At 68.7% G+C, this 20,215-nt stretch carries 17 protein-coding genes; 8 read left to right on the top strand and 9 right to left on the bottom strand.

What is annotated here, in order from left to right; all coding sequences use genetic code 11:
* Nucleotides 1–240: 240 nt before the first annotated feature.
* A complete protein-coding gene (gene polA, locus AC1RR5_RS12870) occupies nucleotides 241–3,150 on the bottom strand; it encodes a DNA polymerase I (protein ID WP_492922029.1) in 2,910 nt (969 codons plus the stop codon).
* Nucleotides 3,151–3,276: 126 nt separating this feature from the next.
* On the opposite strand from polA, the gene AC1RR5_RS12875 reads away from it, so the two are divergent.
* The 4 genes from AC1RR5_RS12875 (at nucleotide 3,277) to AC1RR5_RS12890 (ending at nucleotide 8,152) form a co-directional block, all read left to right on the top strand.
* Nucleotides 3,277–4,605, top strand: coding sequence for a TonB family protein (locus AC1RR5_RS12875; protein WP_492922030.1), 1,329 nt, complete (start codon nucleotides 3,277–3,279; stop codon nucleotides 4,603–4,605).
* A 98-nt stretch (nucleotides 4,606–4,703) separates the two neighbouring features.
* Nucleotides 4,704–5,732: an aspartate-semialdehyde dehydrogenase gene (locus tag AC1RR5_RS12880; protein ID WP_492922031.1), complete on the top strand. Its 1,029-nt coding sequence runs from the start codon at nucleotides 4,704–4,706 to the stop codon at nucleotides 5,730–5,732.
* 92 nt (nucleotides 5,733–5,824) lie between these two features.
* Entirely contained in the window at nucleotides 5,825–6,736 is a 912-nt protein-coding gene (gene rarD / locus AC1RR5_RS12885; protein WP_492922032.1) for an EamA family transporter RarD, read from the top strand.
* A 21-nt stretch (nucleotides 6,737–6,757) separates the two neighbouring features.
* Entirely contained in the window at nucleotides 6,758–8,152 is a 1,395-nt protein-coding gene (locus AC1RR5_RS12890; RefSeq protein WP_492922033.1) for an MFS transporter, read from the top strand.
* Here AC1RR5_RS12890 and AC1RR5_RS12895 read toward each other — a convergent pair.
* The 4 genes from AC1RR5_RS12895 to ahcY all read right to left on the bottom strand — a co-directional run bounded on the left by AC1RR5_RS12895 (nucleotide 8,097) and on the right by ahcY (nucleotide 12,408).
* Nucleotides 8,097–8,882 carry a transporter gene (locus AC1RR5_RS12895; RefSeq protein WP_492922034.1) on the bottom strand — a complete coding sequence of 262 codons (786 nt, stop codon included), beginning with the start codon at nucleotides 8,880–8,882 and terminating at the stop codon, nucleotides 8,097–8,099. The genes AC1RR5_RS12890 and AC1RR5_RS12895 overlap by 56 nt on opposite strands.
* Nucleotides 8,879–10,006 (bottom strand): serine hydrolase domain-containing protein, encoded by a 1,128-nt coding sequence (locus tag AC1RR5_RS12900; RefSeq protein WP_492922035.1) that lies wholly within the window; start codon nucleotides 10,004–10,006, stop codon nucleotides 8,879–8,881. The genes AC1RR5_RS12895 and AC1RR5_RS12900 overlap by 4 nt, the downstream gene beginning before the upstream one ends.
* Nucleotides 10,007–10,008: 2 nt before the next feature.
* Nucleotides 10,009–10,857, bottom strand: coding sequence for a PfkB family carbohydrate kinase (locus tag AC1RR5_RS12905; RefSeq protein WP_492922036.1), 849 nt, complete (start codon nucleotides 10,855–10,857; stop codon nucleotides 10,009–10,011).
* A gap of 159 nt (nucleotides 10,858–11,016) precedes the next feature.
* Complete coding sequence (gene ahcY / locus AC1RR5_RS12910) at nucleotides 11,017–12,408, bottom strand: adenosylhomocysteinase (protein WP_492922037.1); 1,392 nt, start codon at nucleotides 12,406–12,408, stop codon at nucleotides 11,017–11,019.
* A gap of 168 nt (nucleotides 12,409–12,576) precedes the next feature.
* Between ahcY and AC1RR5_RS12915 the strand changes: the two genes are divergently transcribed.
* Nucleotides 12,577–13,407, top strand: a complete 831-nt coding sequence (locus tag AC1RR5_RS12915; protein ID WP_492922038.1) for a hypothetical protein — start codon at nucleotides 12,577–12,579, stop codon at nucleotides 13,405–13,407.
* Here the strand turns inward: AC1RR5_RS12915 and AC1RR5_RS12920 are convergent.
* Nucleotides 13,404–14,414 (bottom strand): DUF1176 domain-containing protein, encoded by a 1,011-nt coding sequence (locus tag AC1RR5_RS12920; protein ID WP_492922039.1) that lies wholly within the window; start codon nucleotides 14,412–14,414, stop codon nucleotides 13,404–13,406. The genes AC1RR5_RS12915 and AC1RR5_RS12920 overlap by 4 nt on opposite strands.
* Before the next feature lie 2 nt (nucleotides 14,415–14,416).
* Nucleotides 14,417–16,744: a cell cycle protein kinase DivL gene (divL, locus tag AC1RR5_RS12925; protein ID WP_492922040.1), complete on the bottom strand. Its 2,328-nt coding sequence runs from the start codon at nucleotides 16,742–16,744 to the stop codon at nucleotides 14,417–14,419.
* A gap of 129 nt (nucleotides 16,745–16,873) precedes the next feature.
* Between divL and AC1RR5_RS12930 the strand changes: the two genes are divergently transcribed.
* The gene (locus AC1RR5_RS12930) at nucleotides 16,874–17,275 is read left to right on the top strand and encodes a metallopeptidase family protein (protein WP_492813658.1); all 402 of its coding nucleotides are present in this window, start codon (nucleotides 16,874–16,876) and stop codon (nucleotides 17,273–17,275) included.
* Nucleotides 17,272–17,676 (top strand): SWIM zinc finger family protein, encoded by a 405-nt coding sequence (locus AC1RR5_RS12935; RefSeq protein WP_492922041.1) that lies wholly within the window; start codon nucleotides 17,272–17,274, stop codon nucleotides 17,674–17,676. Before AC1RR5_RS12930 ends, AC1RR5_RS12935 begins: the two co-directional genes overlap by 4 nt.
* Here the strand turns inward: AC1RR5_RS12935 and AC1RR5_RS12940 are convergent.
* Nucleotides 17,673–18,155 (bottom strand): GFA family protein, encoded by a 483-nt coding sequence (locus AC1RR5_RS12940; protein WP_492922042.1) that lies wholly within the window; start codon nucleotides 18,153–18,155, stop codon nucleotides 17,673–17,675. The two genes, AC1RR5_RS12935 and AC1RR5_RS12940, sit on opposite strands and share 4 nt — an antisense overlap.
* A 43-nt stretch (nucleotides 18,156–18,198) precedes the next feature.
* Nucleotides 18,199–18,903: an NAD-dependent deacylase gene (locus AC1RR5_RS12945; RefSeq protein ID WP_492922043.1), complete on the bottom strand. Its 705-nt coding sequence runs from the start codon at nucleotides 18,901–18,903 to the stop codon at nucleotides 18,199–18,201.
* 159 nt (nucleotides 18,904–19,062) lie between these two features.
* On the opposite strand from AC1RR5_RS12945, the gene AC1RR5_RS12950 reads away from it, so the two are divergent.
* Nucleotides 19,063–20,190 (top strand): ferritin-like domain-containing protein, encoded by a 1,128-nt coding sequence (locus AC1RR5_RS12950; RefSeq protein WP_492922044.1) that lies wholly within the window; start codon nucleotides 19,063–19,065, stop codon nucleotides 20,188–20,190.
* Nucleotides 20,191–20,215: the final 25 nt, after the last annotated feature.

Below are 20,215 nucleotides of genomic sequence, written 5' to 3' on the forward strand. Positions count from 1 at the left end.
AGCCTCCGAAGGTTTCTCAAGGTCCGGGCGCGACGGTGGGTAACCGTGCAACCGAACACATCGCCTTCTTTTTGAGCTGACGAGGTTGCCGGGCTGTTAACTGTACTGTGGCGGAACGTCGCAGCACATCCTGAGATTTCGTCACAAACTCAAAGACTTGCCCCTGGGTTGTGGAAGCGCTCCCAACGCCGGGGACGGGCTCGGAGCGACACGAAATCGCTCCGAGTACGGATTGATGCCCTAGTGCGCCTCGTCCCAGTTCTTGGCGGCGCGGGCCTCGACGGTCAATGGGATCGACAGGGCGACGGCCGGCTCGGCGGCCTTTTCCATCACGCTCTTGATCACCTCGCAGGCGCGATCGGCCTCGGCTTCGGGGGCCTCGAAGACCAGTTCATCGTGCACCTGCAGCAGCATGCGCGCTTCCAGGCCGGCGGCGGTCAGGGCGGCGGGCATGCGGGCCATGGCCCGGCGCATGACGTCGGCGGCCGCGCCTTGGATCGGGGCGTTGATGGCCGCGCGCTCGGCGAACTGGCGCTGGCCGACCGACTTGGCCTGGATGTCCGGAATATTGATCTTCCGCCCGAAGATGGTCGTGACATAGCCGTGCTCGCGCACGAAGGCCTTGGTCGCGTCCATATAGGCCTGGATGCCCGGGAAGCGCTCGAAATAGGTCTTGATATAGGCCCCCGCCTCGCCCTGGCCGATGCCCAGCTGGTTGGCTAGGCCGAAGGCCGATATGCCGTAGACGATGCCGAAATTGATGGCCTTGGCCCGGCGGCGGATCATCGGGTCCATGCCCTCGATCGGCGTGTCGAACATCTCCGAGGCCGTCATGGCGTGGATGTCCAGGCCCTCCTGGAAGGCCTTCTTCAGCTGCGGGATGTCGCCGATGAAGGCCAGCAGGCGCAGCTCGATCTGGCTGTAGTCGGCGCTGATCAACACCTTGCCCGCCTCGGCCACGAAGGCCTTGCGGATCTTGCGGCCTTCCTCCGTCCGGACCGGGATGTTCTGCAGGTTGGGATCGGACGAGGACAGGCGCCCGGTCGTCGTCGCGGCCAGGGCGTAGGAGGTGTGCACCCGGCCCGTGCGCTCGGCGATCGCGGCGATCAGGTTCTCGGTATAGGTGCCCTTCAGCTTGCTGAGCTGACGCCAGTCCAGCAGGACGCGGGGCAGCTCGTGCTCGTTGGCCAGGCCTTCCAGCACGTCGCTGTCGGTCGACCATTGGCCGGTGGCGGTCTTCTTGCCGCCCTTCAGGCTCATCTCGCCAAACAGCACGTCGCCGATCTGCTTGGGGCTGCCCAGGTTGAAGGGGCGGCCGACGATCTCCTGGGCCCGCTCCTCGAACTTGGCCATGCGCAGCGAGAACTCGTTGGACAGCAGGCGCAGGGCCTCGGGGTCGACGCGGACGCCGTTGTTCTCCATCTGCGCCAGCACCGCCGGCATCGGACGCTCCAGCGTCTCATAGACGGTCGCCAGGCCCTCGCGCGCCAGGCGGGGTTTCAGGATCTCCCACAGGCGCAGGGTGACGTCGGCGTCCTCGGCGGCGTAGGCGGTCGCCTCGGGCAGGGCTACGTGCTTGAAGCTGATCTGGCCCTTGCCCGAGCCGCAGACCTGCTTGAACGGGATCGGCTTGTGGCCCAGCCACAGCTCCGACAACTCGTCCATGCCATGGCCGTGCAAGCCGGCCTCCAGCACGTAGGAGATCAGCATGGTGTCGTCGATCGGCGCGACCTGGATCCCGTGCCGCGACAGCACCGCGATGTCGTACTTGGCGTTCTGGGCCACCTTCAGCACCGCCGGGTCTTCCAGCAGCGGCTTCAGGATGGCGATCACGTCGTCGAGACCGATCTGCTCGATGTCGGCGGGGGCCTCGAAGGCCAGGCCGTCGGCCTTCTCGCAGTGGCTGATCGGGATGTAGCAAGCCTCGCCCGCCGCGATGGCCAGCGACACGCCGCACAGGCCGGCGTTGGCCGAGGACAGGGCGTCGGTCTCGGTGTCGAAGGCCACCACGCCTTTCGCCCGAGCCTTGGCCACCCAGGCCTTCAGGGTGTCGAGGTCGCGCACGCAGGCATAGGCGGCGTGGTCGATCGTGACCGGCTCGGCCACCGGATTGGCGGCGGCGCGGGCGGCCGCGCCCATGTACGAGACGGTGGCGACCGGGGCCTTGGGCTGGGCAGGGGCGCGGTCACTCGACGGACCACCCAAGGTTCCGGGCGCCATCGCGGCCGAGCCGTCGCCGACCCGGCGGGCCAGGGTGCGGAATTCCATCTGCTCGAGGAAGGCGGCCAGGACTTCCTTGTCCGGCTCGCGCACCTTCAGCTCGTCCAGCGGCTGGGGCAGCGGCGTGTCGCAGTCCAGCTTGACCAGGGCCCGCGACAGGCGGATCTGGTCGGCGAACTCGATCAGGGTCTCGCGGCGCTTGGGCTGTTTGATCTCGCCGGCGCGGGCCAGCAGCGTGTCGAGATCGCCATATTCGGTGATCAGCTGGGCGGCGGTCTTGATGCCGATGCCAGGCGCGCCCGGGACGTTGTCGACGCTGTCGCCACACAGGGCCTGAACGTCGACCACCTTGTCGGGATAGACGCCGAACTTCTCGAACACCTGCTCGCGCTCGATGCGCAGGCCTTTCATCGGGTCGAACATAGAGACGCCGTCGCCGACCAGCTGCATCAGGTCCTTGTCGGACGAGACGATGATCGCCTCGCCGCCCATTTCACGGGCCTTGCAGGCATAGGCGGCGATCAGGTCGTCGGCCTCGTAGCCGGGCAGCTCGATGGCCGGCACGCCGAACGCCAGGGTCGCCTCGCGCACCAGCGGGAACTGCGGGATCAGGTCCTCGGGCGGCGGCGGGCGGTGGGCCTTGTACTTGTCGTAGAGCTGGTTGCGGAACGTCTTTTCCGAGTGGTCCCAGATCACGGCCAGGTGCGTGGGCGTGTCGCCCTGCATGTCGCGCATCAGCTTCCACAGCATGTTGCAGAAGCCCTGGACGGCGCCCACCGGCAGGCCGTCGCTCTTGCGGGTCAGCGGCGGCAGCGCGTGATAGGCGCGGAACAGATAGGCCGAGCCGTCCACGAGAAAGAGCCGGACGGCGGGGCCGTCCTGGGTCAGTTCGGAAGCGTTCGGAAGCGGGGGCGCGGCGACGTCGGTCATGGCGGCAACATAGGGACCTAGAGGTGCGTCGGGAACCCTCTGGCGAGCGGCGATTTCCTGGCATATGCTCGACTTAAGGTCGAGCGGCGAAAGGGTCGCGCGCCGCCCCCTGCTCAGGGTTTCACCGTGTCGCGTAAGCTTCTGCCGGCGCTGCTCGCCGCTGGCCTTTCCGTTGTCTCCCTTCACGTCGCCTGGGCCGACGATGACGATGACGCGCCAGCCAGGACCGGCGGCTGGAAGGCCACCTTCGTCGCCGGCGCGCCCAAGGCCAAGATGAAGGCCGCCTATCCCAAGGGCGCGACCGTCACCGGCAAGGCGGCGCTCGACTGCGTCGCGGCCGAAGGCGGCAAGCTCGTGGACTGCAAGATCGCCAAGGAGGATCCGCCCGGCCAGGGCTTTGGCCAGGCGGCGCTGTCGGTGGTGGGCTACGAGCGGATCAAGACCACCGACGAGGCCGGCGCATCGGTGGTCGGCCGGCCGGTGCGGACCCACCTGGAGTTCCTCGCTCCGGGCGACGCCAATCCCGACTGGCTGCGCCGGCCGACGCCCCAAGACATCGCCAACGTCTTTCCCAAGAAGGCGCTCGAGAATGGCGTCGGCGGCAAGGCCGTGGTCGGCTGCCAGGTGACGGTCGAAGGCTTCCTGCAGAACTGCAAGGTCGTGAGCGAGTCGCCCAAGGACTACAATTTCGGCTTGGCCGGCCTGCAGATCACCCCGCAACTGCGGATGACCCCGATGATCCGGGGCGGCAAGGCCGTGCCAGGCGGCTCGGTGCGGATCCCGATCAACTGGGAAGCGCCCAATCCCGCCTCGATGATGAACAGCACCACCGTCGTGCTGGATCCGCCGTGGACCCAGGTCCCGACCCAGGCCCGGATCAATGCGACCTGGCCCAAGGAGGCCGCCGGCCTGGCCTCGGGACAGGCCGCCCTGCGCTGCGCCCTCGACAAGACCGGCCTGCTGCGCAGCTGCAGCGTGATCTCGGAAAGCCCGCGCGGCAGGGGCTTTGGCAAGGCGGCCCAGTCCCTGGCCAAGGACTTCCGGATCACCTTCGCCCCCGCCGACGCCAAGACGGTGAAGACCTTCAAGATCGACGTGCCGTTCCGCTTCCGCGACCCGGCCCTGCCGGACGCGCGCAGGCTGACCAAGCCGCGCTGGATCCGCACCCTGTCGCCCGCGGGCATGGTCGAGGTCTATCCCGAGGCGGCGATCAAGGCCGGCGTCAGGACGGGCGACGGCGCGGTCACCTGCACGGTGACGGCGACGGGCGAGCTGGCCGACTGCCAGGCCGCGCGCGAGGCGCCCGCCGGCCTCGACTTCGGCGCGGCGGCGATCAAGGCGGCCGCCCACATGCGCATGAACCCGTGGACCAAGGAGGGCGACACGGTCGACGGCCTGCGCGTCACCATCCCGATGACCTTCACCCTGGAAGACCTGCCGCCCGCCAAGCCCTAAACGCCCGGCCAGCTTTCCTCGCCTTGCGCCAACTGGGCATGAGGCGTACGGGAACCACGCTCCGCGCGGTACGCGGACGACAGTTTCAGGAGAGCGCGATGGGTTACCGGGTCGCCGTGGTCGGCGCCACGGGCAATGTGGGCCGCGAGATGTTCAACATCCTCGAGGAAGTCAAATTCCCGGTCGACAAGATGCATGCCATCGCCAGCCGTAAGTCCATCGGCGTGGAAGTCTCGTTCGGGAACAAGATCCTGCACTGCGAGGATCTGGCGCAGTTCGACTTCTCGACCGTCGACATCGTGCTGATGAGCGCCGGCGGCGCGATCTCCAAGGAATGGGGCGAGAAGATCGGCGCGGCCGGTCCGATCGTCATCGACAACTCGAGCCACTTCCGGATGGACCCGGACGTGCCGCTGGTGGTGCCGGAGGTGAATCCGAACGCCGTCGACAACATGCCCAAGAACATCATCGCCAACCCCAACTGCTCGACCGCGCAGCTGGTGGTGGTGCTGGCCCCGCTGCACGCCGAAGCCAAGATCAAGCGCGTCGTCGTCTCGACCTACCAGTCGGTGTCGGGCGCCGGCAAAGAGGGCATGGACGAGCTGTGGGACCAGACCAAGGGCGTCTTCGTCCTGGGCGCCCCGCCGCCCAAGAAGTTCACCAAGCAGATCGCCTTCAACGTCATCCCGCACATCGATGTGTTCATGGAGGACGGCTACACGAAGGAGGAGTGGAAGATGATGATGGAGACCAAGAAGATCTTGGATCCGTCGATCAAGCTGACCGCCACCGCCGTGCGCGTGCCGGTCATGGTGGGCCACGCCGAGTCGGTGAACATCGAGTTCGAGACCCCGCTGGACGAGGAAGACGTTCGCGAGATCCTGCGCGACGCCGACGGCGTGGAAGTCATCGATAAGCGCGAGGACGGCGGCTACATGACGCCGAAGGAAGCCGCCGGCGAGTTCCCGGTCTATGTCTCGCGTATCCGCACCGACCCGACCGTCGAGAACGGCATCGCGCTGTGGTGCGTGGCCGACAATCTGCGCAAGGGCGCGGCGCTGAACGCCGTGCAGATCGCCCAGCTGCTGCACGACAAGGGCCTGATCAAGCAGAAGACCCCCGCCTAAGATCCCCGATCCGCAACAAGCGGGTGGAAATCAGGGCTCCCGGGGCAAACCTCCCGGGAGCCCTTTTTCATTCCGAGCATGAAGGACGAACCATGTCGGCGAGCGTGAACGACACCCAGGCCGAGAGCCGCTCCGCCTATGCCGCCGGCGTCGGCTGCTACGTGCTGTGGGGCTTCCTGCCGCTGTATTTCCACCTGCTGTCGAACCTGGGCGTCACCTCGTGGGAGATGATCGCCCACCGCTCGCTGTGGTCGGTGCTGTGGGCCGGGGGCCTGGTCCTGCTGGCCAAGCAGGGCGGTCAGGTCGCCCAGGTGCTGCGCCAGCCCAAGACCCTGGGCGTGCTGCTGCTGTCGACGGCGGCGATCTTCAGCAACTGGACGATCTACGTCTTCGCGGTCAACGCCGGCCACGTGATCGAGGCCAGCCTCGGCTATTACATCAACCCGCTGATGAACATGGCGGCCGGCGCCCTGCTGTTTCGCGAGCGCCTGACGACCGAGGGCAAGGTCGCCATCGGCTTCGCGGCCGTCGGCGTGGCCATCCAGACCGTGGCCCTGGGCCACCTGCCGATCGTGTCGCTGGGTCTCGCCTTGACCTTCTGCGCCTACGCCATCCTGCGCAAACAGGTGAAGGCCGACGCCCAGACCGGCCTCTTTGTCGAGTGCGCCTATCTGGCCCTGCCGGGCCTGGCCTATGTCTGGTTCCTGCAGTCGAGCGGTCAGGGGCACTTCGGCGGCGGCGCGGGGGTCACCGCCCTGTTGGCCCTGGCCGGCCCAGCGACCGTGGTGCCGCTGGCCCTGTTCGCCTGGTCGGCCCGCCGCCTGCCGCTCAGCGCCGTCGGCTTCCTGCAGTTCATCGCCCCGACCCTGCAGTTCGCCCTGGGCGTGGCGTTCGGCGAGTCGTTCACGCCGCTGCGGGCGCTGTCGTTCGTGTTCATCTGGCTGGGCGTGGCGACCTTCGCCTACGGCGCCTGGAAGAAGGCGCGGGTTCTAGCGCCGGCCTGATCGCGGGTTCATGGTCTGCGCATGGACGAGACCATTTCCAAAAGTCGCGGCCGGCTGATCCTGGCCGCGACCGTGCTGGGCTCCAGCCTGGCCTTTATCGACGGCTCGGTGGTCAATGTGGCCCTGCCGACGATCCGCCAGGCGCTCTCGGCGCGGCCCGAAGAGATCCAGTGGATCGTCAACGCCTACCTGCTGCTGCTCGGCTCGCTGGTGCTGATCGGCGGTTCGGCCGGCGATCGCTGGGGGCGGCGCAAGGTGTTCGCCATCGGCGTGACCCTGTTCGCCGTGGCCTCCCTGGCCTGCGCCGCCGCCCCCACCATCGCCTGGCTGATCGCCGCTCGCGCCCTGCAAGGCGTCGCCGCGGCCCTCGTCGTACCGGCCAGCCTGGCGATCCTGGGCGCGGCCTTCGACGAGGTCCGGCGCGGGCCGATGATCGGGGCCTGGGCCGGGTTCGGGGCGGTGACCGCCGCGCTGGGACCGGTGCTGGGCGGCTGGCTGGTCGACGCGGTGTCGTGGCGCGCCGTCTTCCTGATCAACCTGCCGATCGCCGCCGCCACGGTCTGGCTGACCTTGAAGGCGGTTCCCGAGAGCCGCGATCCGGACGTCCAGCACCTGGACTGGCGCGGCGCGCTCCTGGCCGCCGCCGGCCTGGGCGCCCTGACCTGGGGCCTGACGGCGGCGGGCGAACGCGGCTGGGCCAGTCCCGCCGTCTGGAGCGCCATCCTTGCCGGCGCGGCGATCCTAGTCGGCTTCGTCGTGCTGCAAGGCCGCGAGGCCCATCCGATGATGCCGCTGTCGCTGTATCGCTCACCGACCTTCAGCGGCGCCAACCTTCTGACCCTGGCGCTGTATTTCGGCCTGACCGGGGCGATGTTCTTCCTGCCCTACGAGCTGATCGCCAGGCACGGTTACAAGGCCGCTCAGGCCGGCGCGACCTTGCTGCCGCTGTCGTTGGTGATGGGGACGCTGTCCGGGCTCGCGGGCCGCATTGCCAACAAGGTCGGGGCGCGGGCCATGCTGACGGTCGGACCAATCACGGCCGGGATCGGCTTTGCTCTGCTCGGCGCGCCATGGATCGGCAACGGCTTCTGGACTGGCGTACTGCCGGGCCTGCTGGTGCTGGCCGTCGGCATGACGATCAGCGTCGCGCCGCTGACCAGCACGGTGATGACGGCGGTCCCGTCCAGCCATTCCGGCGTCGCCTCGGGCATCAACAACGCCGTCGCCCGCGTCGCCGGACTGCTGGCCATCGCGGTGCTGGGCCTGGTCTATTTCGCACCCGGAGGCGGCGGCTATCCGTGGGTGATGGGGATCAGCGCCGCGGCGGCGATCGTGGCGGGCCTGGTCGGCGCGGCGATGATCAGAACCGGTGGGCCAGGCCCACGACCAACTCCAGATCAGGCGTCCGCCGGTTGAGCCCGACATAGGCTGAAGCGTCCAGCTGGACGTCGTGCAGCTGCTTGGGCGTCCAGGCGGCGGTCAGGTCGAAGCTGGCCTGGGTCGTGTGGCCCGACGGGTCGTCGTCGCGATCGACCCACAGCTCCGCGCCGAGGTTCACCGGCCCCACGGCACGACCGACACCGCCGGCCAGGGCGTAGCCGGCATGGCGACCCGCGCCCGAGGCGTTCTCCCGCGCCTCGACCTGCGGCGACAGGCTCAAGGACCAGTCACCATTCAGCGGGATCGAGACCGGGACGACCACCCCGCCCTGCCAGACGTCGATGCCGATGCCATGCGAACCGGTCGGGGCGGTGACATAGGGCTGGACCGCGATCGACAGGCCATCGCCCGCCGGGTTCTTCAGCGACCACCGCAGGGCCACGCCCAGGTCGCCGGCGCCCGAGACGACGTCGACCACGCCATGGTCCTGGGTCCGCACCCGCTCGTGGGCGGTCCAGGTCAGTTGGCCTTCGAGGGTGGAGGTCAGGCCCAGCCGCAGCTCCAGCCCGCCGTACGAGACGTCATCGACCGACACCCCGCCACCGCGCGAGTAGGCTGCATCGACGCCGCCGACCTCGGCCTGGAAGCGGCCCTTGTCCAGGACGCACGGCGGCGAGCCCTTGCCGGGCCGGTCGGCGCAGAAGTCGCGCTCTTGCGCATTCGCGGCGCCCGCCAGAACCAGGAAGGCGAGCGCGGCGCGGATCACAGCGAGGCGTAGGCCGCTTCGATCAGGCGCACGGCGCGCGGGTCGCCGATCAGGGCGACGCCCTGCTTGTTCATCACATAGCTGCCCGAGACCCCGCGCGACGGGTCAGCGAAGGCGCACGAGCCGCCCCAGCCCGAGTGGCCGAACGCCTCGGCCGTCGGGCCGTAGAACATGTTGGGCTCATTGCGCATGAAGCCCGCGCCCCAGCTGATCTCGTAGGGCAGGACGAGGTCGCGGCCGCGAATGCGTTCGGCGCTGGCGGCCTTGATCCCCGCCGGGGTGATCAGCGAGCGACCGTCCAGGCTGCCGCCGCTGGCCAGGGCGCCCATAAGGCGGGCCAGGGCCGGCGCGGTGGCGTGGCCGTTGGCCGAGGGAATCTCGACCCGCCGCCACTCGGCCGCGCCCTTGCCGCCCGGCGAGGACCAGGGCTTGAGGAAGGCGGCCTGCACCGCGGCGTTGATCTCGCCGAACTGCGGCATGGCGGTCGGGCGCATCAGCTCGGCGACGCGGCCGTGCTCGCTGTCGGGCAGGCCGATCCAGATATCCAGGCCCAGCGGCGCGCAGATGTCCTCGCGCAGCGCCGTGCCCATGGTCCGGCCGTCGACGCGGCGGAAGATCTCGCCGGCGATATAGCCGTAGGTGACGGGGTGATAGCCGCTGGCCGAGCCGATCGGGAACAGCGGGGCCATCGCCGCCAGCTTGGCGCAGGTGGCGTCCCAGTCGAACCAGATGGCCGGGTCGGTCTCGTCCGGAAAGCCCGACAGGCCGGCCTGGTGCGACAGGGCCTGCTCGACCGTGACCTCGCCCTTGCCGTTCTGGGCGAACTCCGGCCAGACGTCGGCGACGGGCTGGTCGTAGGCCAGGCGGCCTTCGTCGACCAGGCGCGCGACCAGCAGGGCCGCCACGGCCTTGGTGGTCGAGAACAGGGCCGTCAGGGTGTCGGGGCCGAACGGGACCTCGCGCTTGCGGTCGGCGAAGCCGCCCATCAGGTCGACGACGATCTCGCCGTCGATGGCGAAGGCGAAGCGCGCGCCCAGCTCGCCGTTATTGTCGAAATTGGCTTCGAACGTCTCGCGGACGCGGGCGAAGCGGTCGGGGCACAGGCCGGTGATCTCGACGCTCATGCTCAGGCCAGCCGCTCGATGCGCACCGTGGGCGAGGTTTGCTTGATGCGCGCGCCCATGGCCACGATCGGCAGTTCGGGGGCGTTGTAGACATTGGCCGCCGTGACCGTCTCGGCCACGCCGCCGACCGCGCGGGCCAGGCCGTACGAGAAGGTCTGCCCCTCCAGGATCGAGGCGGCGTAGAGGGCGGTCAGCAGGTCGCCGGTGCCGTTGGGCGAACGCTCGGCCTTGGCGTGGGCGGCCAGCCAGGCTTCTTTCTTGTCGGCCAGGACGGCGCCGATCTCGGCCCCGCGATGGACCGAGGAGACCAGGGTCGTCTTGCCCAGCAGGCGGGCGGCCTTCATGGCCGAGACTGGGTCGCGGGAATCGGCGCCGGTCAGCTTCTGCAGCTCCCAGGCGTTGCAGGCCACGACGTCGGCGCGCGGGATCAGGTCGGCGATGATCTCGTCGGCGGTCTCGGTCGGGATGTACAGGCCCTTGCCGGCGTCGCCCATGGTCGGGTCGACGATGACCACCGCCTTGCGGGTGGCCGCGCCCTGGCGGGGGGCCTCGCGCACGGCGTCGATGACCCGGGCTGCAGCCCGCACCTGGGCGGCGGTGGCGAAGTAGCCGGTGATGACCAGATCGACCAGGCCGAACAGGCCGTTGGCCTCGATGCCGTCCAGCATGCCCTCGAACACCTCGATCGGCACGGGCGCCCCGCCGGGCAGGCCCCAGCCGGGGTGACGGCCGAACAGGACCGTCGGCACGACCATCGAGTCGATGCGGAATTGCGCCAGGGCGGTGGCCTGAGCCGTCGCGCCCACCTGGCTGCCGGCGACGTGGCTGGAAAGGATCAAGGCTAGCGGCATGGAAAAGCGATTAGCCGAGCATTGCGGACTTGAATAGGGCGTGTTCGCCCAAGAGACGAAAAGAAAAGGCCCGCCATCGCTGGCAGGCCTTTCCCCTTGGAAAATCAGACAATTTCCGTAGCGGAAACGTCGCAATTTATAGCGACGTCAGTCCGTCGCTTAGTAGCGGTAGTGGTCCGGCTTGAACGGGCCCTTTTCCGGCACGCCGATGTAGTCGGCCTGGTCCTTGCGCAGGGTCGACAGCTTCGCGCCCAGCTTTTCCAGGTGGAGGAAGGCGACCTTCTCGTCCAGGTGCTTGGGCAGGGTGTAGACCTGGTTTTGGTAGGCGTCCTTGTTGGTCCAGAGCTCGATCTGGGCCAGGGTCTGGTTGGTGAACGAGGCCGACATCACGAACGAGGGGTGGCCCGTGGCGTTGCCCAGGTTCACCAGGCGGCCTTCCGACAGGACGATGATCTTCTTGCCGTCCGGGAATTCCACGTGGTGGACCTGCGGCTTGATCTCGTCCCACTTGAAGTTGCGCAGGCCGGCGATCTGAATTTCCGAGTCGAAGTGACCGATGTTGCAGACGATGGCGTTGTTGCGCATCCGACGCATGTGGTCGACGGTGATCACGTCCTTGTTGCCCGTGGCGGTGACGAAGATGTCGGCGCGGTCGGCGACGTCGTCCAGGGTCTGGACCTCATAGCCTTCCATCGCCGCCTGCAGGGCGCAGATTGGGTCGATCTCAGTGACGATCACGCGAGCGCCGCCTTGGCGCAGCGAGGCGGCCGAGCCCTTGCCCACGTCGCCGTAGCCGCAGACCACCGCGACCTTGCCCGACAGCATGACGTCGGTGCCGCGACGGATCGCGTCGACCAGCGATTCACGGCAGCCGTACAGGTTGTCGAACTTCGACTTCGTGACGCTGTCGTTGACGTTGATGGCCGGGAACGGCAGGTCGCCCTTGGCGGCCATCTGGTACAGGCGGTGCACGCCCGTGGTGGTCTCTTCCGACACGCCGCCGATGGCCGCGCGGATGGCCGAGTAGAAGCCCGGCTTTTCGGCCAGGTACTTCTTCATCACGGCGTAGAGGGCTTCTTCTTCCTCGTTCTGCGGGTTGTTCAGGATCGAGGGATCCTTCTCGGCCTTGGGGCCCAGCACGCAGAGCAGGGTGGCGTCGCCGCCGTCGTCCAGGATCAGGTTCGGGTAGCCGCCGTCGTGCCACTCGAAGATCTTGTGGGCGTATTCCCAGTACTCGACCAGGTTCTCGCCCTTGAAGGCGAACACCGGCACGCCCGAGGCGGCGATGGCGGCCGCGGCGTGGTCCTGGGTCGAGAAGATGTTGCACGAGGCCCAGCGGACTTCGGCGCCCAGGGCCGTCAGCGTCTCGATCAGCACGCCGGTCTGGATGGTCATGTGCAGGCTGCCGGCGATGCGGGCGCCCTTCAGGATCTGCTGCGGACCGTATTCGGCGCGCGTGGCCATCAGGCCCGGCATTTCGGTCTCGGCGATTGCCAGTTCCTTGCGGCCGTAGTCGGCGAGCGAGATGTCCTTGACGATGTAGTCGGCCACGTGCGGCTCCTGCGTCGGGTGAAGTCGAGTGAGTGAAGGGTCTTTGCGGCAGTCTATACAACCCCGAGCCCTTCCGAGCAATTAACGCATAAAGATATCTTTATGTCCGACGGCAGTTGACAGGTGAGCCATTCGCGCGCGCAATGGTTGAGCATCTGGAGTCGCTCAATGTCAGGACTTCTTCTCGCCTTCGCCCTGCTGGCCACTGACGCGCCGCCACTGGACGAGCAGGGCCTGCGCCAGGCCATGACCGAGGCCGCCGCCAATCCCGGCGCCCGCGCTCTGACCGGCCAACGCTTTCGCCTCGTCACCCGCTTCGTCGAGGAGAAACCGCGCAAGTACGGCATCTTCAAGCAGTCCGGCCGCTGGCTGTACGACCGCCGCAAGCAGGTGCTGATCACCTCGGTCGGGCTGGGCGAGATCACCGACCGCAATTTCGGGGCCTTCAAGGAAAGCGGCCTGACGGTGCTGCCGCCGCTGCAGTCGTTCTTCTTCTCCGTCGACACGTCGCTCGGCGCTCCGATCGACGCGGCTGGACGCCCTGTCTCGCTAATGATGCCGTCGGCGAGGATGGGCATCGGGCCGGGTACGCCGGGCCGCGCCCCACCGCCCAGCAACAATTTCCAGCTGGCGGATTCGACCAAGGCCGTCAGCTTCGGCCTGGCCATCCCTTATGAGGAAAACGGCCCCTCGGCCCTGCCGGCCGGCATGGCCCCGCTGGAAGTCAGCCATGCGCGCGGCCGCCGCGACCATGCCGAGCGCTTCGCCCGCACCCTGACCCTGGTGGTCGAGGGCGAGATCACCGACCTGGGCCAGAAGCCGCAGGTGTTCTGCGGCGGCTATCGCGGCGCGCTGACCTTCAAGGAAATCACCGGCAACACCCCGACCTGGATCAAGGACAGCCAGTGCTTCGTCACGGCGCGGATCGACCACGTGCAGGTGATGCAAGGCGACAAGGAAGTCAGCGCCTGGCCGAAAGCGCCCAAGGCCGCCGACTAGCGGCTGCGGTACATCGTGACCCAGTAGTCCTCCGGCAGGCCCCGGCAGATCTGCAGTTCGGTCCGCTCGATCAGGACGAAGGCCGCGCCGGTCCAGGCATGGGTGCGGGACTCGCCGCAGTCGGCCAGGCCCCGCCCCTTGGCGTAGCTGTAGAGCTTCTGGTCGTCGGTATTGAACGTGGCGTTGGTGGCCATGGCCCGCGTGTCATCCGTTCCGCCCAAATCGGCCAGGCGGACATGACCGCCCTTCTCGTCGGCCAGCACCAAAGCCGAACTGATCTGATAGGCCCCGACCCAGCACGGGAGCACCCACAGCACCACGCCGGGCGCCAGGCGGTTCGAGGTCGGCGCTTCCGGCGCCTCAGCTTGGCAGTCCAGCGGCTTCAGCGCGGCCAGCACGGCGGCCGGCGGGGTGTCGGCCAGGCCGTCCTGGCTCACCGGTCTCGCGGCCCGGACCAGGGGCGCGAGCGGCGGCGCGGGCACCGCCGAGGCCGAGGCGGCGCCCTTGGCGACCAGGGCGGTGACGCCGCCGGCGCGCTTCTGGCGGTCGTCCATCCAGCGCAGGCTGGCCGAGCCCCCGGCCAGCGATACGGTGACGACGGTGCGCTGGCCGTCCTTGGCCTCCAGGGCTTCGCCGCGCGCGATCGCGGCCAACAGCGCCGGCGCCTGGCCAGGCGAGACCGACCAGTTGCGATAGTCGTCGTCCGTCCCGTCGGGCCGCTCGGTGCGCGCCACGACCTTGCCGTCGACGGACAGGGTCAGAGGTCCGGAAACGCCCTTGGCCGTCTCGGCGTCGATGCCCAGGTCTAGCTCAGCGATCGCCTCGGCCGCCGCCTCGCGGCGCACGCGCAGGACCACGCCGTAGACATCATCGGTCGGAAAGCCGTAGGCGGTGCAGGCCCGGACGTTGTCGCAGGCGACCCACCAGTCCTTGATGGCCACGTCCTCGGCCCGGGCGGGCGCGACGATCGCCAGCAGCCCCGCGACAAGGACCGCCGCCCGCAACATGCCTAGAAGCCCAGCTCGGGCTGCATCGCGCCGGGCTGCTGGGTCTCGGGCAGGTGGCAGGTGAAGGTCGAGCCGGCGCCCGGCTCGCTCTCCAGCGCCACCCAGCCGCCATGCAGCTCGACCAGCGCCTTGACCAAGGCCAGGCCCAGGCCCGGACCACCGCGATCGCGGCCAACGAAACGGTCGAAGATGTGAGCCTGGACGTGGAACGGCACGCCGCGACCGGTGTCGGAGACGTCGAGGCGGACCTCGCCCAGGGCCCGGCGGGCCTGCAGGGTGACGCGGCCGCCGGGCGGGGTCTGGCGCAGGGCGTTCTCGACCAGGTGGTCCAGGGTCTGGGCCAGGCGCTTGCCGTCGCCGCGGATCAGGCCGACGTCTTCCTCGCACTCCACGGCCAGCGTGACCGCGCCCAGCTGGGCGTCCTTCAGGGCGCGCTCCTGGGCGTTGAGCAGCAGGTCGGAGACGCGGATGTCCTCGATCTCCAGCGCCATCTCGCCGGCGTCGATCTGGGCCATGTCCAGCACGTCGTCGATCGAGCGGGCCAGCTGGGTGGCGGCGGCGCGAACGGCGGCCACATGGTTGCGGCCGCGCTCGGAAATGCCGTCGGCGCGCTCCAGCAGTTCTGAGTAGCCGATGATCGTCGTCAGCGGCGTGCGCAGTTCGTACGAGACGTTGCCGACGAAGTCGCGCTTCAGCCGCTCGGCCTCGGCCAGGGCGGCGGAGCGGTCGGACAGCGCGTTCTGCAGGTCGCGGGTGTCGGTGACGTCGGCGAAGGCGATCAGGGTGGCGCCGTCCGGCAGCGGCCGGCTCTGATAGACCACGATGCGGTCGTCGGAGGTGCGGACCTCGCCCGAGGTCGGGGCGCGCATCTGCGGATCGGGATCGGCCACGCGGCCCTTCAGCTCGCGCCAGAAGGCCAGGTCGTGCAGGCGCGGCACGCACAGCTCGACCACACCCTCGAAGTCGCCGGCCGCCTCGAGCGAGAAGGCGCTGACGTTCCAGAAGGTCTCGAAGGCCTCGTTGTGCAGGCGCAGGCGCCCGTCCGAGCCGAACACGGCGACGGCGTCGTTCAGCTTGTCGAGGGTCGCCTGCTGCACCTGGATCAGGGCGTTGTACTGGGCCTTCAGGCGCAGTTCGCCGGTGATGTCGGAATAGATCAGCAGCATGCCGCCCAGCGGGTGGGGCTGGCGCACCACCTTCAGCGTCCGCGCGTCGGGCAGGTGCCACAGGTCGTCGGCCTGAGGGCCAAGATCCTCGTAGCGCGCCAGTTCGGCGGCCTTCCAGACGGCGTAGTCGATGGTCTCGGGCAGGCGGCGGCGCTGGCGCAGGCGGTCCAGCACCTCGCCATGGGTCGGACGCTCGGCCAGCCACGCGGGCTCCAGGCCCCACAGCTCGGCGAAGGCGGTGTTGTGGTACGACAGGCGCCGCGTCTGGCTGAAGATCGCCACGGCCTCGGCGATGTGGTTCAGGGTCTCGTCGTGGGCCTCGACGTGCTTGCGGAAGGCGTCGCGGACGTCCTCGATCTCGGTGACGTCGGCGCAGAACACGCCCACCCCGCCGCCGTCCAGCGGCTGGGCCGACAGGCGGAACGCGCGACGGCGGCCTTCCAGATTGATCCAGCGCAGGGCCTCGCGGCGGCCCTCTTCCCCCTTGGCGCCCTTCTCGGCGGCCTCGACGACCAGGGCGTCGGCGGCGCGGTCGAAGCTCTTGCCGGCCAGGGCCGCGGCCGAGGCGGAGGCGGCGCCGACCGCCCGGACGAAGGCGTCGTTGCCCCAGGCCGGCTGGCCGTCGGCGCTGGCGATCCAGGCCGGCTCGGCGACGCTGTCGATGAAGGCGGCGAAACGGGCGGCCGACGGCAGACCGGCGTCGCCGCCGCTGGCGGGCGCCAGGCGCAACCAGGCCAGGGCCCCGGCCGCGCGGCCCTCGACCGAGATCCAGCCGCCACCGCCACGGGCCTCGAACACGCAGGCCTCGCCGCGCTCGAACAGGGCCGACAGCTTCTGGGCATGACCCGGATCGGCCTGGCCCAGGGCGGCCACGACCTCGTCGACGCCGGCGGGCACGCCCAGCACCCGGGCGCAGGCGGCCAGGCCCTCGGCCCCGGCGGCCAGGCTGGGCTTGCCGCCCTCGACGGCTAGGACGGCGGTGTCGAAGGCCTCGACCCAGGCGGGCGCATCCAGGGCGTCGCCGCCTTGCAGGGCCAGGCGGTTCTTCAGCGCGGCGATGCGGGTCTCGAAGCCCCGGCGCTGGCCCAGCGACCACAAGGTGACGCAAATGGCGAGGCAAACCGCGCCAGCCGCCGCCGCGAGGATCAGGTCGTACGAAGTCATCAGTGCGCCCAGCGGGTCCTCGAATCAGAGTTTCAGATTAGTCCGCCTATGGCCAGGGGGGCTATGGGCCAGAGGGGGTATGACGAGGGCGCTATGGCGTCTCGCGCCAATCGCTCTATTTGGAGGGTCATGACCTGGTCCGACCGCTCCGCGCCATCGCTCGACGACTTCGCCGTCCTGGCCAAGCAGGCCTTCGACGCCCTGCCCGACGACTTCCGCAAGCTGTCGGGCGACGTGGTCATCCGGGTCGACGACTTCCCGGCCGAGGACGTGCTGGACAGCCTGGGCATCGAGGATCCGTTCGAGCTGACCGGCCTTTACCAGGGCGTGGACCTGGGCCGCCGCTCGGTGCTGGACTACGGAACCGAGCCGTCGCGGGTGTTTCTCTATCGCCGCCCGATCCTGGACGAGTGGGCCGAGCGCGGCGACGTCACCCTGGGCGATCTGATCGCCCACGTGCTGGTCCACGAGATCGGCCACCATTTCGGCCTGTCGGACGACGATATCCACCGCATCGAGGACGAGGAATGAGCCTGTTCGACCAAGAGTCCTGGCGTGAGCGCATGGACGAGCGCTGGTTCGACACCGGCGTGGCCATGGCCGAGAAGGGTGACGTCGACCTCGTCGCGATGGAGGACGAGAAGGTCACCGCCCACGTCACCGGCAGCGTCGGCGACCTCTATGTCGTGGAACTGCGCGCCCCGAACGGCGAGGGATCCTGCACCTGCCCCGGCTTCGAGAAGTTCGGGGCCTGCAAGCACCAGGCGGCCGTGGTGACGGCGGCCAACGCGGCCGATCTGGCCAAGGTCCGCGAACGCATGGCCAAGCTGCGCGACGGCCTGGCGCTGGACAGCAAGGACGCCCTGATCGAACGCCTGGCCGAACTGGCGCGACTGCAGCCGGCGGTGCTGGCGGCCCTGGAAGGGCGTTAGAGAAAGTCGTCGAGCGCCTTGCGCTTGGCCTTGGGTTTCGGCCGTTCCCACATCACGCCGGGATAGCCCTTCAGCGGAACCAACTTGCCGCCGGCATAGGCCCAGTCGGGAGCCTCATCCAGCGAGGTGTGGTAGCGCGGCTCGCGGCCGGTGCGGCCGGCGAACAGGGCGCGGGGCAGGTTGATCATGGTCGGGGCGCGCTTGCGCTCCATGAAGATCGGCGTGCCGCAGCGGCTGCAGAAGCCGCGCGTCGTGCCTTCGTGCTCGTGGCGGGTGACGAGGTCCTCGCCGTCCAGCCAGCGGAAGCGGCTGCGATAGCTGGCCGTGTAGGTGACATAGGCGCAGCCCTGGGCGTGGCGGCTGGCGGCCGAGTGGTCGTGGAAGGACCACCGCGCCGGGATGCCGATCGCCAGGCGGACCACGCCACACGCGCAGGCGCCTTCGGCTTCCTCGGCGGGCGGTTTGAGGGGCTTGGGCATGGGGCGCTCCGGACGATATCTGTCAGCAGTACAACAGTTGCTGTCAGCCTTGTGTCAGCACCCGCTCCACCCACGCCGGCACCACCTCGCTCGCCGGCCCGTAGTGCTTCTCGTCGAACACATAGGCATTGGCCGAGGGCTCGAGATTGATCTCGCAGGTCGCGATGCCCATCGCCCGCGCCTCGGTCACGAACCCCGCCGCCGGATAGACCGAGCCCGAGGTGCCGATCGAGACGAAGAGGTCGGCGTCGGCCAGGGCGTCCTCGATCTCCTCCATGAACAGCGGCATCTCGCCGAACCACACGACGTGCGGGCGCGCGCCGCCGTCGCGACCGCAGGCCTCGCACACGGCCTCGGCTGTCAGCGGACCAGGATCGGGCCGCAGGGCTTCGCAGTGGGCGCAGCGGGTCACGGCCAGCTCGCCGTGCATGTGGATCACGCGCCTGGACCCCGCCTTCTCGTGCAGGTCGTCGACGTTCTGAGTACAGAGCCACAGCTCGCCGCCGCGCGTTTCAAGCTCGGCCTCCAGCCGCGCCAGCGCCACGTGCGCCGCGTTAGGCGTCGCGCCCGCCAGGTTGGCGCGGCGGGCGTTGTAGAAGTCGCGCACCAGGGCCGGATTGCGCGCGAAGCCCTCGGGCGTGGCGACCTCGGACAGGTCGTACTGGGTCCACACCCCGTCCTTGTCGCGGAAGGTGCCCAGGCCGCTCTCGGCCGAGACGCCGGCCCCGGTCAGCACGAAGATCTTCATTCAGCCCTCGGATTAGTGCGCCGCAGCAAAGGTGACGCCGCCGTCATTTTTCATTTGACCCGCCCGCTCACTTGAGTTGACAGTGTTTAGATAGCTGGAGACCTGCGCAAGATGGGTCCCGCCAATGGACGTCACCCGGCCGATAGGGAGCGCCGCGACATGACCGACAAGAACATCACCAAGGACGCCATGTACGACGCGGTCGCGCCGGACGACTTCGAGTCGATGCTCGAACTCGAACGGTATGGCGCCCGCTCCAGCGCCTTCGACAAGATCATTTCCGCGACCCACGACCACTTCTGGGATCCGCTGGACAAGGCCTATATCGATTTCGACGAGCCGTTCGACATGGAGAACCAGGCCCTGGTGCCTGAGGATCTCGTGATCGCCCTGTCGACCGACTACGTCTCCAATCACCTCAGCGATCCCAAGCAGCGCATCCGCTTCATCAACCAGTCGGTGCTGCGCAGCTTCTCGTCGATTCTGCACGGCGAGCAGGGCGCGCTGAACCTGTCGGCCAGCCTGTGCCATGTGCTCAAGGACCAGGGCGCGCAGGAATACGCCGCCAACCAGACCCGCGAGGAAGCCCGCCACGTCACGGCCTTCGCCAAATATATCAAGGCCCGCTGGGGCAAGCCGGTCGCGTGCGGCCCGGCGCTTAAGACGCTGCTGGTCGAGATCATCGGCGCGCCCGAGGTCTACAAGAAGATCATCGGCATGCAGATGCTGGTCGAAGGCCTGGCCATGGGCGCCTTCGCCACCTTCTTCAACCAGATCAACGATCCGGTCGGCAAGAAGCTGCTGCAGCTGGTGATGACCGACGAGGCCTTCCACCACAAGTTCGGGAAGATCTGGGCCGACCGCACGGTGCCCAAGCTGTCGCCCGAAGAGCACGCCATCATCGAGGACTGGGCGGCGCACTGCTTCCAGACCCTGCTGTTCAACCTGGTCTCGCCGCACCAGCAGCTGGATCTCTATGCCGAGTTCGGCCTGGATCCCGACAAGGTCGTCGAGGAGTACGGGAAGATCATGACCGACGACCTGCGTCGGGAGAACATGAAGGAGCAGACCAACATCTTCCGGGTGCTGGTCAAGACGCTGCTCAACGCCGGCATCATCACCGACCGCACGCGGGCGTTCTACGCCATGTATGTCGACATCGACGAGCTGAAGGCCGAGGGCGACCGGATGGTCGGCGACGACATCGCCGAGGAGGGCATCCGCCACCTACAGGCCATCAACTTCAAGAACCGTCCCACGGCCGCGATCGAGATCGCCGCCGAATAGACGGAACTTCGCCGCAACCTGCCGC

This window comes from Caulobacter sp. GW821-FHT11E11 (assembly GCF_058808315.1).